The 16,291-nt window shown below is 42.9% G+C and carries 10 protein-coding genes and 1 pseudogene; 10 read left to right on the forward strand and 1 reads right to left on the reverse strand.

What is annotated here, in order from left to right:
- From K6V30_RS14485 to K6V30_RS14525, 9 genes are all read left to right on the forward strand, one after another.
- Window positions 1-3,105, forward strand: a complete 3,105-nt coding sequence (locus K6V30_RS14485) for an efflux RND transporter permease subunit (protein ID WP_055269188.1) — start codon at window positions 1-3, stop codon at window positions 3,103-3,105.
- Complete coding sequence (locus K6V30_RS14490; RefSeq protein WP_010537576.1) at window positions 3,105-4,478, forward strand: efflux transporter outer membrane subunit; 1,374 nt, start codon at window positions 3,105-3,107, stop codon at window positions 4,476-4,478. Before K6V30_RS14485 ends, K6V30_RS14490 begins: the two co-directional genes overlap by 1 nt.
- 128 nt (window positions 4,479-4,606) lie before the next feature.
- The gene (locus K6V30_RS14495; protein WP_010537577.1) at window positions 4,607-6,253 is read left to right on the forward strand and encodes a diphosphate--fructose-6-phosphate 1-phosphotransferase; all 1,647 of its coding nucleotides are present in this window, start codon (window positions 4,607-4,609) and stop codon (window positions 6,251-6,253) included.
- Window positions 6,254-6,410: 157 nt separating this feature from the next.
- On the forward strand, window positions 6,411-7,304 hold the full coding sequence (locus K6V30_RS14500) for a glycoside hydrolase family 25 protein (protein WP_055269187.1): 894 nt from the start codon (window positions 6,411-6,413) through the stop codon (window positions 7,302-7,304).
- A 76-nt stretch (window positions 7,305-7,380) separates the two neighbouring features.
- Window positions 7,381-8,727, forward strand: coding sequence for a dihydrolipoyl dehydrogenase (gene lpdA / locus K6V30_RS14505; protein ID WP_010537579.1), 1,347 nt, complete (start codon window positions 7,381-7,383; stop codon window positions 8,725-8,727).
- Window positions 8,728-8,760: 33 nt separating this feature from the next.
- Window positions 8,761-9,483 (forward strand): lipoate--protein ligase family protein, encoded by a 723-nt coding sequence (locus K6V30_RS14510; RefSeq protein WP_022302272.1) that lies wholly within the window; start codon window positions 8,761-8,763, stop codon window positions 9,481-9,483.
- Window positions 9,484-9,570: 87 nt separating this feature from the next.
- On the forward strand, window positions 9,571-10,917 hold the full coding sequence (locus tag K6V30_RS14515; RefSeq protein WP_022302271.1) for a dihydrolipoamide acetyltransferase family protein: 1,347 nt from the start codon (window positions 9,571-9,573) through the stop codon (window positions 10,915-10,917).
- Between the two features lie 37 nt (window positions 10,918-10,954).
- On the forward strand, window positions 10,955-12,991 hold the full coding sequence (locus K6V30_RS14520) for an alpha-ketoacid dehydrogenase subunit alpha/beta (RefSeq protein ID WP_010537582.1): 2,037 nt from the start codon (window positions 10,955-10,957) through the stop codon (window positions 12,989-12,991).
- Window positions 12,992-13,015: 24 nt separating this feature from the next.
- Entirely contained in the window at window positions 13,016-13,522 is a 507-nt protein-coding gene (locus K6V30_RS14525) for a flavodoxin (RefSeq protein ID WP_010537583.1), read from the forward strand.
- A 228-nt stretch (window positions 13,523-13,750) separates the two neighbouring features.
- Here the strand turns inward: K6V30_RS14525 and prmA are convergent, their stop codons facing one another.
- A complete protein-coding gene (gene prmA, locus K6V30_RS14530; RefSeq protein ID WP_010537584.1) occupies window positions 13,751-14,599 on the reverse strand; it encodes a 50S ribosomal protein L11 methyltransferase in 849 nt (282 codons plus the stop codon).
- Between the two features lie 1,319 nt (window positions 14,600-15,918).
- On the opposite strand from prmA, the pseudogene K6V30_RS25385 reads away from it, so the two are divergent.
- Window positions 15,919-16,101, forward strand: a pseudogene (locus tag K6V30_RS25385) (histidine kinase dimerization/phospho-acceptor domain-containing protein); the annotation flags it as partial.
- Window positions 16,102-16,291 lie beyond the last annotated feature (190 nt).

Below are 16,291 nucleotides of genomic sequence, written 5' to 3' on the forward strand. Positions count from 1 at the left end.
ATGAAAGTTAGTTTTTTTATAGATAGGCCGGTATTTTCGGCTGTTATCTCTATCGTGATTGTGATTGTCGGGATTATCGGGCTGACCATGCTTCCGGTAGATCAATACCCGCAGATTACACCTCCAGTGGTAAAGATCAGTGCGTCATATCCGGGCGCGAGCGCATTAACTGTGTCGCAGGCGGTAGCTACTCCGATTGAGCAGGAAATCAATGGTACCCCCGGTATGCTTTATATGGAATCAAACAGTTCTAACTCCGGTGGTTTCTCGGCAACGGTTACCTTTGATGTATCTGCCGATCCGGATTTAGCTGCAGTAGAAATTCAAAATCGTGTGAAACTGGCTGAATCCCGTCTTCCGGCGGAAGTGATTCAAAATGGCATTTCCGTGGAAAAACAGGCACCCAGTCAGTTAATGACACTCTGTCTGACTTCTACCGATCCTAAGTTTGATGAAATTTACTTAAGTAACTTTGCTACTATTAATGTGCTTGATGTAATCCGCCGTATTCCGGGTGTGGGACGTGTTTCAAATATCGGTAGCCGTTACTATGCTATGCAGATATGGGTAGAGCCGGATAAGCTGGCTAACTTCGGATTAACCGTACAAGACTTGCAGAATGCCTTAAAAGACCAGAACCGTGAGTCGGCAGCCGGTGTGTTAGGACAGCAGCCGGTACAGGGACTGGATATAACGATCCCTATTACTACTCAGGGACGTCTTTCTACGGTAGGACAGTTTGAGGATATTGTAGTGCGTGCGAATGCCAATGGTTCTATCATTCGATTAAAGGATGTGGCACGTGTATCTTTGGAGGCTTCTTCTTACAATACTGAAAGTGGTATTAATGGTGAGAATGCCGCTGTACTTGGTATTTATATGTTGCCGGGTGCCAATGCGATGGAAGTGGCCGAGAATGTAAAAAAGGCGATGGAAGAGATCAGCGGGAACTTTCCTGAAGGATTGAGCTATGAAATTCCGTTTGATATGACGACGTATATCTCCGAGTCTATTCATGAGGTATATAAAACACTGTTTGAAGCATTGGTACTGGTTGTATTGGTCGTGTATCTGTCTTTGCAGAGTTGGCGTGCTACATTGATCCCGGTAGTAGCGGTGCCTATTTCTTTGATTGGTACTTTTGGATTCATGTTGATTTTTGGCTTCTCTATCAATATATTGACTTTGCTTGGCTTGATTCTTGCCATTGGTATCGTGGTCGATGATGCGATAGTGGTGGTGGAAGGAGTAGAGCATATTATGGAAACGGAGAAGCTAAGTCCTTATGAAGCGACTAAGAAAGCAATGAACGGATTATCAAGCGCGTTGATCGCTACTTCACTGGTATTGGCGGCTGTGTTTGTTCCGGTAAGTTTTTTGAGTGGAATTACGGGACAGTTGTACCGTCAGTTTACGGTGACCATTGTAGTATCTGTACTTATTTCTACCGTCGTTGCCCTGACGCTGAGTCCCGTGATGTGCTCGCTTATTTTAAAACCGGATAGTGGGAAGAAGAAAAATATAGTATTCAGAAAGATCAATGAATGGTTGGGAATTGGAAGCAATAAATATGTAGCTGCTGTCACTCGTACTATCAAACATCCGCGTCGGGTGTTAAGTGCTTTTGGTATGGTATTGATTGCTATTCTGTTGATTCACCGGATCATTCCGACCAGTTTTCTTCCGGTAGAAGATCAGGGATATTTTAAGATTGAACTAGAATTGCCGGAAGGAGCTACATTGGAACGTACCCGTGCTGTAACAGAGCGTGCGATTGCTTATCTGGATAAGAACCCCTACATAGAATATGTACAGAATGTGACGGGAAGCAGTCCGCGTGTGGGCAGTAATCAGGGGCGTGCCGAACTGACTGTCATCTTGAAACCTTGGGAAGAGAGAAAGAGTACCAGTATTGAGAAAATCATGGATACGGTAGAAAAACATTTGAAGGAATACCCGGAATGTAAAGTCTATCTGTCTACTCCTCCGGTCATACCGGGATTGGGTAGTTCCGGTGGTTTTGAAATGCAGCTGGAAGCTCGTGGAGAGGCTACTTTCGACAACTTGGTGGATGCAGCAGATACGTTGATGTATTATGCTTCCAAGCACAAGGAACTGACAGGTTTGTCTTCTTCTTTGCAGTCGGAGATTCCTCAACTTTACTTTGATGTGGACAGAGATAAAGTAAAGATGCTGGGAGTACCTTTGGCAGATGTGTTTTCTACGATGAAAGCTTATACAGGTTCGGTGTATGTGAATGACTTCAATATGTTCAACCGTATTTATAAGGTATACATTCAGGCGGAAGCTCCTTATCGTGAGCATAAAGACAATATCAACCTGTTCTTTGTAAAAGCCTCCAATGGAGCTATGGTACCGCTGACTTCTTTAGGTAATGCTTCTTATACAACAGGTCCGGGAAGTATCAAACGTTTCAATATGTTTACTACTGCTGTCATTCGGGGGACTGCCGCACAGGGATATAGTTCCGGTCAGGCAATGGAGATTATGGAACAGATCGCCCGTGATCATCTTCCAGATAATATCGGATTGGAATGGAGCGGACTTTCTTATCAGGAAAAGCAGGCGGGCGGTCAGACCGGTATGGTCATGGCATTGGTATTCTTGTTTGTCTTTCTCTTCCTTGCCGCACAATATGAAAGTTGGACAGTGCCGATTGCCGTATTGCTGTCTTTGCCTGTAGCGGCTTTAGGAGCCTACCTGGGAGTCTGGGTATGCGGACTGGAGAACGATGTCTATTTCCAGATCGGACTGGTGATGCTTGTCGGGCTTGCCGCTAAGAATGCTATTCTGATTGTAGAGTTTGCTAAAGTACAGGTAGATAAAGGAGAGGACTTGATACAGTCTGCCATTTATGCGGCAAAATTACGTTTCCGTCCTATTCTGATGACTTCTTTAGCATTTGTACTGGGTATGCTTCCAATGGTATTGGCAAGTGGTCCGGGCTCGGCAAGCCGTCAGGCAATTGGTACGGGGGTATTCTTCGGGATGATATTTGCTATCGTGTTTGGTATTATTCTCGTGCCGTTCTTCTTTGTGATGGTATATAAAACAAAGTCGAAAATCTTAAAACATAAGAAATAATGAAACTGAATAAACTATATATTGCTATACTATTGTTTGCAGGAATACTGACTTCCTGCAAAGTAGGCAAGAGCTACGTACGTCCTGACCTTCATTTGCCCGATAGTCTGGCCCAACATCAGGATACGGTCAGCTTTGGAGATAAGGATTGGGAAGAAATCTATACGGATTCTACACTTCGCAGTCTGATAGACCGTGCGTTGGATCACAATAAAGACATGTTGATAGCGGCTGCCCGAATCAAAGAAATGGCGGCTCAGAAACGTATCTCCACCGCTGCACTGCTTCCTGATATCAAAGGAAAAGTGACTGCTGAACGTGAACTTGAGAATCACGGGGGAGATGCTTTTAAGAAATCGGAAACCTTTGAAGCTCAGTTCCTTGTTTCATGGGAACTCGATCTTTGGGGAAATCTGCGATGGGCGCGTTCGGCCAGTATTGCCGAATATTTGCAGTCGGTAGAGGCGCAACGTGCACTTCGGATGACGATTGTGGCGGAAGTGGCACAGGCTTATTATGAACTGGTTGCGCTGGATACGGAACTGGATATTGTCAAGCAGACTTTAAAAGCCCGTGAAGAAGGGGTGCGCCTGGCACGTATCCGTTTTGAAGGAGGATTGACTTCGGAGACTTCTTATCGTCAGGCTCAGGTGGAGCTGGCACGTACAGCCACTTTGGTTCCTGATTTAGAACGTAAAATCTCGCTGAAAGAGAATGACATTGCTTTTCTGGCCGGAGAATACCCTAATCGCATCGCCCGTTCCCGACTGCTTCAGGAATTCAATTTTCCGGAAACACTTCCGATAGGGATGCCATCTACTTTGTTGGAACGCCGTCCCGACATACGTCAGGCAGAGCAGAAGTTGATTGCTGCCAATGCCAAAGTAGGGGTAGCTTATACGAATATGTTTCCTCGTCTCGCCCTGACAGGTGGTTTCGGTACTGAGAGTACGTCTTTGTCCGAACTTTTAAAATCTCCTTATGCTGTTATGGAAGGGGCTTTATTGACTCCTATTTTTGGCTGGGGAAAGAACCGTGCTGCATTGAAAGGCAAAAAGGCAGCTTATGAGGCGGAACTACATAGTTATGAGAAATCAGTTTTAACTGCTTTCAAGGAAACACGTAATGCGATTGTCAACTTTAATAAGATAAAAGAGGTGTATGCTCTTCGTGCCAATCTGGAACGTTCGGCTAAGAGTTATATGGACTTGGCTCAGTTGCAATACATTAATGGAGTAATCAATTATTTGGATGTTCTGGATGCCCAGCGTGGTTATTTTGATGCACAAATTGGTCTGAGTAACGCTATTCGTGATGAATTGATAACCGTAGTGCAGCTTTATAAAGCACTGGGTGGTGGCTGGAAGCAATAGCATCTGTACCGGTGTCACGAAATAAAATGAGAGCTTCTCTTTCATAATTCGAGGAAAAATGCGAAATTTGCAACGCTTTTCAAGTTTGACAAGAAACTTACTAACACCTTTAAATAAAAATAAAGAAAATGACTAAAAGTGCATTGCAAATCGCAAGGGCTGCTTATCAGCCCAAACTTCCGAAAGCATTGGCAACAGGAGCCGTTAAAGCTGTAGCAGGTTCTGCTACTCAATCTGTAGCCGATCAGGAAGCTATCAAAGCATTATTCCCTAACACGTACGGAATGCCGTTGATTACATTCGAAGCAGGTGAAGCTGTTCAACTTCCTGCCATGAACGTAGGTGTAATCCTTTCCGGTGGACAGGCTCCGGGCGGACACAATGTAATCTCTGGTTTGTTCGACGGTATCAAAAAACTGAATCCGGAAAATAAGCTGTACGGCTTTATTTTGGGACCCGGCGGTCTGGTAGACCACAACTATATGGAACTGACTGCCGACATCATCGACGAATACCGTAATACAGGTGGTTTCGATATCATTGGTTCGGGACGTACAAAGCTGGAAACTGAAGCTCAATTTGAAAAGGGATTGGAGATTATCAAGGAACTGGGCATCAAAGCATTGGTAATCATCGGTGGTGATGACTCTAATACAAATGCCTGCGTATTGGCTGAGTATTACGCTGCTAAAAAGTACGGTGTGCAGGTAATCGGTTGTCCGAAAACGATCGACGGTGACTTGAAGAACGATATGATTGAAACTTCCTTCGGTTTTGATACAGCTTGCAAGACTTATGCGGAAGTGATTGGTAACATTCAACGTGACTGTAACTCAGCTCGTAAATACTGGCACTTTATTAAGTTGATGGGTCGCTCGGCTTCTCACATCGCATTGGAATGTGCTTTGCAGGTACAGCCTAACGTATGTATTGTTTCTGAAGAAGTAGAAGCAAAAGATATGTCTCTGGATGATGTAGTGACATCTATCGCTAAAGTGGTGGCCGACCGTGCTGCACAGGGAAATAACTTCGGTACAGTGCTGATCCCGGAAGGATTGGTTGAATTTATTCCGGCAATGAAGCGTCTGATTGCTGAGTTGAACGACTTCCTGGCTGCTAATGCAGAAGAGTTCTCTCAGATTAAGAAGTCTCACCAGCGTGATTATATCATCCGTAAGTTGTCTCCGGAAAACTCTGCTATCTATGCAAGTCTGCCGGAAGGTGTAGCTCGCCAGTTGACACTGGATCGTGACCCGCACGGAAACGTTCAGGTATCACTGATCGAAACAGAAAAACTGTTGTCTGAAATGGTAGCTACCAAATTGGCTGCATGGAAAGAAGATGGCAAATACGTAGGTAAGTTTGCTGCTCAGCACCACTTCTTCGGTTACGAAGGACGTTGCGCCGCTCCGTCAAACTTCGATGCTGATTACTGCTATTCTTTGGGTTACACAGCTTCTATGTTGATTGCCGACGGTAAGACTGGCTATATGTCTTCTGTACGTAACACAACTGCTCCTGCTGCTGAATGGATTGCCGGTGGTGTGCCTATCACGATGATGATGAATATGGAACGCCGTCACGGTGAAATGAAACCGGTTATCCAGAAGGCATTGGTGAAACTGGATGGTGCTCCTTTTAAAGCATTCGCTGCACAACGTGACCGTTGGGCTGTTGAAACGGATTATGTATATCCGGGTCCGATCCAGTACTTTGGTCCTACGGAAGTTTGCGACCAGGCAACTAAAACTTTGCAACTGGAACAAGCTAAATAAGTAAACTTCACAGAGTTGTTGTATCAAGCAACGTTGTGATGAAGAGTTATTCAGGCACGGATTACGCAGATTAACACGGTTTTAAGAAATAGTATGCTAAAACTGTGTAATCCGTGTAATCCGTGCCTATCTTTCATATATTTATTCATCAAAACAAATGTCGTCACGTAATAATCCGATTTCTGCTGTCCAAAAGAAAAGAACAGTTGCCACTACCAGAAAAAAGGGGACCGTTTCTTCTTCCAAACCTTCCCGTGCCCAGAAAAAGGCACCGATGAAGCATGGTTATTCGATGTCCGGCTGGCTTCGCAATTTATTGGCTGTGGTGATTATCGGTTGTTTCTCCGTCATTTTCTATTATTTCTTTCTTCGTCCTTATGCCTATCGGTGGAAACCTTGCAATGGCATGAAGGAATACGGAGTCTGCATTCCTTCCGGATATGACATTCATGGGATTGACATTTCTCATTATCAAGGAAAAATAGACTGGGGAAGACTTTTACAAAATAAGCAGACGGCTACTCCTTTGCATTTCATCTTTATGAAAGCGACTGAAGGAGGAGATCATAACGATACTACATTCGAAGCCAATTTTGTAAACGCACGTAATCATGGTTTTATTCGTGGCGCTTATCATTTCTATATTCCCGGTACAGATGCTTTGAAACAAGCGGATTTCTTTATCCGCACAGTTAAACTGGATTCCGGTGACCTGCCCCCGGTACTCGATGTGGAAGTGACCGGACGAAAAGAGAAAAAAGAATTGCAGCAAGGCATTAAGCGTTGGCTGGATCGTATAGAATCCCATTATGGAGTGAAGCCCATTCTTTATACTTCTTATAAATTCAAGACCCGTTATCTGGACGATTCTATTTTTAATGCTTATCCTTACTGGATTGCCCACTATTATGTCGATTCAGTGAAATATCAGGGTAAATGGCATTTCTGGCAACATACGGACGTTGGAAACGTACCGGGTATTAAAGAGGATGTAGACCTCAATGTATTCAACGGGACCTTAGAGGAACTCAAAAAGTTGACAATTAAGTAGCGGGTACGTTTCTTGTCATACAACTAATCTCTTCTTTCATTTGTTATAATCGTATTATTACTAAAAAGATACGATTATGAAATTTGATATAGCTATTATTGGTGGTGGCCCTGCTGGTTATACAGCTGCCGAAAGGGCGGGAGCTAACGGACTAAAAGCCGTTTTGTTTGAAAAAAAGGCAATAGGAGGAGTGTGTCTGAATGAAGGATGTATTCCTACTAAAACATTGCTATATTCTGCTAAAATACTGGATAGCATTAAGACTGCTTCCAAATATGGAATCTCAGCGGAGTCTCCTTCCTTTGACTTATCCAAAATCATGAGCCGGAAAGATAAAACAGTGAAGATGTTGACAGGTGGAGTGAAGATGACTGTTAATTCTTATGGTGTGACGATTGTAGAAAAAGAAGCGGTGATAGAAGGAGAATCCGGCGGACTGATTCGGATTGCTTGCGATGGAGAAAAGTACGAGGTCAAATATTTATTGGTTTGCACCGGTTCTGATACAGTAATTCCTCCGATACCCGGATTGTCAGAGGTTAGTTACTGGACTTCCCGAGAGGCACTGGAGATAAAAGAACTTCCCAAAACATTGGTGATTATTGGTGGCGGAGTAATCGGTATGGAGTTTGCCTCATTCTTTAACAGTATGGGGGTGAAGGTACATGTCGTTGAAATGATGCCGGAGATTTTGGGTGTAATGGATAAGGAAACCAGCGGTATGCTTCGCTCGGAATATGCAAAGCGCGGAGTCACTTTCTATTTGAATACTAAAGTGGTGGAAGTGAAGCTTGGTGGAGTTGTGATTGAAAAAGAAGGAAAGTCCTCAACGATTGAAGCGGAAAAGATATTGCTTAGCGTAGGGCGTAAGGCAAATTTGGACAAAGTCGGACTGGATAAACTGAATATAGAACTTTATCGGAATGGGGTAAAAGTTGATGAACATTTATTGACTTCTCACCCGAGGGTATACGCTTGTGGAGATATTACGGGGTATTCCTTGCTGGCACATACGGCAATTCGTGAAGCGGAAGTAGCTGTCAACCACATTTTAGGAGTGGAAGATCAGATGAACTATCATTGTGTTCCGGGAGTCGTTTATACAAATCCGGAAGTAGCCGGAGTGGGTAAGACGGAAGAGGAATTGATTCAATTGGGGCTACCTTATCGGGTTACTAAACTACCGATGGCATATTCCGGCCGGTTTGTTGCGGAGAATGAACAGGGGAATGGTATCTGCAAGTTGATTCAGGATGAGGAAGGGCATATCATAGGTTGTCATATAATCGGGAATCCTGCATCAGAACTGATTGTTATAGCCGGTATTGCTATCCAGAAGGGATATACAATCGAAGAATTCCAGAAGAGTGTATTTCCACATCCTACGGTTGGGGAGATTTACCATGAGCTACTCTTCTCATAAGTAATTCTTTTGAAAGAATAAGGAGTATACATTATGGTTCGTTGTATTCATAGTCCTTTCACCGATATTTACTTCCATTTGGCGGCAGAAGAATATCTGTTGAAGCAGGGAGCTGATGATGTTTTTATGCTTTGGCAGGATACGCCTTCTGTGGTGATGGGCAAACATCAACGTGTACAGTCGGAAGTGGACCGGGAGTGGGCGGAACTGCAACAGATTCATATTGCCCGTCGATTTTCGGGAGGAGGAACGGTATATCATGATTTGGGCAATGTCAATTTGACTTTTATTGAGACAGTGTCCCGTCTGCCTGATTTCAAGACATATCTTCATCGCGTATTGGAATTTTTCGTTTCAATTGGCTTAACTGCCGAAGGAGATGAACGACTGGGCATCTATCTGCATGGCTTGAAGATATCGGGGAGTGCTCAATGTGTATATAAAAATAGAGTTCTGTATCATTGTACTTTACTCTATGATACGGATATGACCATATTGAATAAGGTTTTAAATCCGGAAGGAAAAATAGAAGAAAAAGAATCAGTGCCTGTATATGCCGTTCCTTCTGTCCGAAGTGCGGTCACTAATATTTCCAACTACTTGCCTATGGAGACGATTGAGGATTTCAAAAAGACTGTTTTCCAATATTTTAGTAAGGGGCAATCGGCTGTTGCTTTCAATGAATGGGAGCTAGGGGTTATTGACAAACTTCGGAAAGAAAAATATATCCGGGACGAATGGATATTCAGCCGCTGAAGTCCGGTTAAAAATACTTTAACTTAAAACTTTCTATTTCAGCGGGTTGTTTTAATATATCAAGGTTGAATAATAAATTTACTGTCTATGTCAAGATTCGAAATAAAAATGCCCAAGTTGGGCGAGAGTATAACCGAAGGGACTATTGTTTCTTGGTCTGTAAAAGTGGGGGATATCATTCAGGAAGACGATGTTCTCTTCGAAGTAAATACTGCAAAAGTCAGTGCGGAAATTCCTTCTCCGGTAGCCGGGAAAGTAGTGGAAATTCTATTTAAAGAAGGTGATACGGTTGCTGTTGGTACTGTGGTTGCTGTTGTGGATATGGGAGGAGAGGAAGATGATTCTTCTCAGGAGAATGTTAGTGATTCTCATGAAAAAGTATTTGCAGAGTCTGAGATTCAGAAGGGAAATCAGGAATCTATTGAGACAAAAGAGGAACGCTGGTATTCTCCTGTTGTCATTCAGTTGGCACGGGAAGCTAAAATTCCGAAAGAGGAACTGGATTCCATACAAGGTACAGGATACGAAGGGCGGTTGAGTAAGAAAGATATCAAAGATTATATTGATAGAAAGAAAAGAGGACTTTCCGGAACGCCGGAGCCTGCACCGTCTGTGCCCTCTGCATCGTCTCCAAAAACGGCATCACCGGTAGGCAGTGCACCTGCTGTATCTGCAAGTGTTGCACCTGTAACAACAGCACCCGCTGCTGTTGTATCATTCGCGGCGTCCAACATTCCGGGAGTGGAGGTGAAAGAAATGGACCGGGTTCGCCGTATCATTGCAGATCATATGGTTATGTCAAAGAAAGTATCTCCGCACGTAACCAATGTTGTGGAGGTCGATGTTACTAAACTGGTTCGCTGGCGTGAAAAGAATAAAGATGCTTTCTTCCGCCGCGAAGGAGTGAAGTTGACATATATGCCTGTAATAACAGAGGCTGTAGCAAAAGCACTGTCCACCTATCCTCAGGTAAATGTATCGGTCGACGGCTACAATATCCTGTTTAAGAAGCATATTAATGTGGGCATTGCTGTTTCTTTGAATGATGGTAACTTGATTGTTCCTGTGGTACATGATGCCGATCATTTGAATCTTAACGGATTGGCTGTTGCCATCGATTCATTGGCAATCAAAGCGCGTGACAACAAATTAATGCCTGAAGATATTGATGGAGGTACATTTACTATTACCAATTTCGGTACTTTTAAGAGCCTTTTCGGCACACCGATCATAAATCAGCCTCAGGTAGCTATCTTGGGAGTGGGATACATTGAGAAGAAACCGGCTGTCATAGAGACACCGGAAGGAGATACAATTGCCATCCGTCATAAAATGTACCTGTCTCTTTCTTACGATCACCGTGTGGTAGATGGTATGCTGGGGGGCAACTTCCTGCATTTTATCGCCGATTATCTGGAGAACTGGGAAGGTTGATACTTGATTATTTTATTCATTAAGAATTGCATTAACCATGAAAAAGAAATATGATATAAAGACAACAGATGTAGAAACCCTGAAAAAATGGTATCATCTGATGACACTAGGGCGTGCTTTGGACGAAAAGGCACCATCTTATCTGTTACAATCACTAGGCTGGTCTTACCATGCTCCTTATGCCGGGCATGATGGAATCCAGCTGGCTATTGGTCAGGTTTTCACACTTGGAGAGGACTTTCTGTTTCCTTATTACCGTGATATGCTGACTGTACTTTCTGCCGGAATGACAGCCGAAGAGGTCATATTGAACGGTATTTCAAAAGCGACTGATCCGGGTAGTGGCGGTCGCCATATGTCCAATCACTTTGCCAAACCGGAGTGGCATATTGAGAACATTTCTTCTGCTACCGGCACACATGACCTGCATGCAGCTGGTGTAGCGAGAGCAATGGTATATTATGGTCACAAAGGAGTGGCAATAACTTCACACGGCGAATCCGCCACTTCCGAAGGATTTGTTTACGAAGCTATTAATGGAGCCAGTCTGGAACGTCTTCCGGTGATCTTTGTTATTCAGGATAACGGATATGGCATTTCCGTACCTAAATCGGAACAAACTGCCAACCGTAAAGTTGCCGAAAACTTTTCCGGCTTTAAGAATTTGAAAATCATCTACTGCAACGGAAAAGATGTTTTTGATTCTATGAATGCTATGAGCGAAGCTCGTGAATATGCGATCAACACCCGTAATCCAGTGATAGTACAAGCCAATTGTGTTCGTATCGGTTCTCACTCCAATTCAGATAAACATACCTTATACAGGGATGAAGATGAACTGGAATATGTGAAAGAGGCAGATCCTTTGATGAAATTCCGACGGATGTTATTACGTTACAAACGTTTGACGGAAGAGGAATTGCAACAAATTGAAGTCGAGGCTAAAAAAGAACTGTCTGCTGCCAATCGTAAAGCGTTGGCAGCTCCTGATCCCGATCCTAAGAGTATTTATGACTTTGTGATGCCCGAACCTTATCAACCTCAGAAGTATAAAGAGGGGACTCATCAGGAAGAAGGGGAGAAAACTTTCCTTGTAAATGCTATTAATGAAACTTTAAAAGCTGAGTTCCGACATAATCCGGATACCTTTATTTGGGGACAGGACGTAGCAAACAGAGAAAAAGGGGGAGTTTTTAATGTGACCAAAGGGATGCAGCAGGAGTTCGGTGAAGCACGTGTGTTCAGTGCACCTATTGCCGAAGATTATATTGTAGGTACGGCCAACGGAATGAGTCGCTTCGACCCTAAAATTCACGTGGTGATAGAAGGGGCGGAATTTGCCGACTACTTCTGGCCTGCTGTAGAACAATATGTAGAGTGTACACATGAATATTGGCGCAGCAATGGTAAGTTTGCACCGAATATTACTTTGCGACTGGCTTCCGGAGGATATATCGGTGGTGGATTATATCATTCTCAAAATATAGAAGGTGCACTGACTACCTTGCCAGGTGCACGTATCGTTTGTCCTTCTTTTGCTGATGATGCAGCCGGACTGTTGCGTACCAGTATGCGTTCTAAAGGATTTACGCTGTTTTTGGAACCGAAGGCATTATATAATTCGGTAGAAGCAGCTGCCGTTGTTCCCGAGGATTTTGAAGTTCCTTTCGGAAAGGCACGTGTTCGCCGTGAAGGAACAGATTTGAGTATTATAACTTATGGTAATACTACTCATTTTTGTCTACATGCGGCTGAACGGCTGGAAAAAGAAGGAGGATGGAAAGTTGAAGTCATCGATATCCGTTCGTTGATGCCATTAGATAAAGAGGCGATTTTTGAATCAGTGAAGAAGACTAGCAAGGCATTGGTTGTTCACGAAGATAAAGTGTTTTCAGGCTTTGGGGCAGAGCTGGCAGCCATGATTGGTTCGGAAATGTTCCGGTATTTGGATGGTCCGGTACAACGTGTCGGTTCTACTTTCACTCCGGTTGGCTTTAATCCTATTCTGGAGAAAGAAATTTTGCCGGATGAAGCGAAAATATATGAAGCTGCCAAAAAGGTGCTGGAATATTAATCGAATAAAATGGAGGTATAGTTTATGAAAAAGATTGGTTTGTTTTATGCCACCAAAGCTGATAAGACTACTTGGGTGGCAGAGAAGATTCAGAAAGAATTTGGAAAAGATAAGCTAGAGGTTGTTGCTATAGAACAGGCGTGGCAGAATGATTTTACAGCATATGATTGTTTTATAGTAGGCGCTTCTACCTGGTTTGATGGGGAACTCCCAACCTATTGGGATGAACTCTTGCCGGAACTTAGGACGCTGAATCTAAAAGGGAAAAAAGTTGCCATCTTCGGATTGGGTGATCAGATACGTTATCCCGAAAACTTTGCAGATGGCATCGGACTGCTTGCCGAGGTATTTGAAGGAGATGGGGCCACATTGGTCGGTTTTACTTCTTCCGAAGGATATACTTTTGAACGTTCCCGGGCACTGCGCGGAGATCGGTGGTGTGGCTTGGTGGTAGATCTGGATAATCAGTCTGAGCAGGCGGAAAAGAGAATCAGGGAATGGTGTGAACAGGTAAAGAAGGAATTTGAATGATGTTGCCTGTGCTATGTGATTGAAAAAATAATAAGATAGCTGCGGTGATATCGCTATACTCCTTTTTTAGTATTGAGGGACATATTGCAAGAGATGCTGATCTCGTGCAGTATCAGATGAACATCTCTTGTGTGACAAGATGGGTATGTGGTACTGTACAAAATCAGCATCTCCTGTATTTTATAGTCTGAGACTGATAAAAATGTCTTAAAGATAAATTGCAAATAGCTAACCTTTGCAGACGAACTTAACCTCTGCCCAGCGATTTTTCTCCTTATAATGGACGAAAACCAGCCCATTTTTTTCTGCCTCTTCTCGGATAGCATGAATATCATCTATGTAGAACCCACTCATATAGAGTTCGGACCCCGGATGCATACAGGCAATGTAGTGTCTCATGTCGTTCAGCAGAATGTTCCGGTTAATGTTAGCGATAATCACATCAAAAGGACCTTTACCGACAAGTGATGAAGCATCTCCTTGCGAAACTGCAATTTCGTTTACACCGTTCAGTTCGATGTTTTCAATAGAGTTGCGTACACACCATTCATCAATATCGATGGCAGTACAGGGACGGGCACCTCTCATGCGTGCAAGTATGGCAAGGATCGAAGTTCCGCAACCCATGTCCAGCAGGGATTTGTCTTTTAGTTCGCTGTCCAGCAACTCTTCGATGATGAGGCTTGTCGTTTCATGATGTCCTGTGCCGAAAGCCATTTGCGGGTTTATTACAATATCATATTCTGCTTTCGGAACATCATGGTGGAATGTACTGTGAATTACACACCGGTCTCCGATAACAATCGGTTGGAAGAAATTCTTTTCCCATTCTTCATTCCAGTCCTTGTCTTCTGCCTCAGTGTAAGTATAGGTGATTTCTGTATCGGGCAGTGGAAAGTCTGCGATAGCATTTTTAATACTTGTTTCGTCACACAAGGATTGTTGAATATATGCGGTAAGTCCGCCTTCACATTCCATAAAACTCTCAAATCCGGCTTCACCAAGGACGGCTGCCAATACATCGTTCACCGTTTCGGTGCAGGGATGTGTACGGAATACAAATTCAAAGTATTTCATAATCTTTCTTTATTCTGAATAATGTGCAAAGATACTCAAAAAACGAATTATTAGCTAAGTAATTGTGTTAAGTATATGCTGCTATTGTTTTTTTGTATCTTTGTGTGAACGGTCGATAGGCAGAACCTGTTTGATAAAGAAACATGAACAAAAGAACATTCGTATTATTATTGGGCTTGGCTACGTATTTATTTACGGGTTTAGGGAATGCTGTCAATGCCCAATCCATTCATAAACTACCTCATTTATTATCTCTCTCAAATCGTAATCTGATTTATTCCACTACTTCCGTATGGAAAGATTCTATCTTGGCATTATGTGCGGAGGTAGAACAGGAAGCTTGGGAGTCAGAAGATTGGAATACTGCATTCCTGGCGGCACAGATAAAAGTCAATGCTACCTGTCTGAAAGGAGGAACAGGCGAGGCGATTGTTCAGGCGCAGGAGATGTATGAAAAGGCTAAACTGTTAAATTCATCACGGGGAAGAGCCTTGTCATTGCAGGCTATTGGGGATACTTATATGCATACAGGGCTTTATGCATTGGCAGTTGAGACGTTTCTGTCAGCCGAAGCAGAATTACAAAATAATAATGATGCCTTTATAAAGCTTCGCTTAGTTATTCAGCAGATTTATGCTTATTTGAAAATGAATGAGGTGGAGAAGGCAATGGAGTATCTGGATATAGCCGAGAGGCTTCTCCCTCAAAATTTAATAGGGAAAGAAGACTTTGAATTCTATATCCAGTCGTATCGCACACTAGGATATATTCAGGTTGGAAATAAAGAATTGGTTGAGAAATATTGGGAAAAGGCGACGAACTTGCAAAGAACAAATGAGTACTTGTCCGAATTATCACTGGATTTATATATCAGCTATTATCTTTTTCAGAAAAACTATACGAAGGCAGTTACTTTATATGATTCCCTGATTGTAGCTACAAAAGAAAGAGGGAATCTATATGAATATAAGAATGCTTTGCAGTCGAAAGGAGCTTTGTTGCATATTTTAGAAGACTTGCAACAGGCCGCTGTGCTTTATCATGAGGTGAAGGAGTTGAATCGCTCTTTAGAAACGGAACGTTTTGCAGAAGCTTTGGATTCCATACGTTCAACGTATATAGCCGATCGTATGAAATTGGAGAATGCGGAGGTATATGACGGGCTGTTGGCACGGATCATATGTTATACTCTCATTGTGCTTGTTATCATCGGAATATTAATTGTAGTGATTAAAAGAAATAATAAGGAATTAGACAAGTCACGCGTAAGATTGTCTGAAGCAAATGAGAGAGCTAAGCGGTCTATTTTATCTAAAAGTATGTTCCTCTCAAACATGACGCATGAAATCCGGACACCGTTGAATGCTATTGTCGGGTTTTCGGAAGTTCTTTCGTCTATGGGAGATGCAATTGATGATGAGACAAGGCAAATGTGTGGAGATAGTATCAGGCAAAATGCACAATTATTGCATAAACTAATCAATGATGTGATGGAATTGTCCGAACAAGAGGAGAACAATATGTCATTTAACTTAGAACGGCACGAAGTTGTAGCCTTATGTCAAAGAACCATAGAAACGATTGAAAAAGTAAAGCGGACTTCAGCAGAAATTGTATTTCATACATCGTTGAATGAATTGGTTTTAAAAACAGATAGTACCCGTTTGCAGCAAGTTCTGATTAATCTGTTGA

Origin of the sequence: Bacteroides faecis, from assembly GCF_020091505.1 — a bacterium.
In the GTDB taxonomy this organism is placed as follows: domain Bacteria; phylum Bacteroidota; class Bacteroidia; order Bacteroidales; family Bacteroidaceae; genus Bacteroides; species Bacteroides faecis.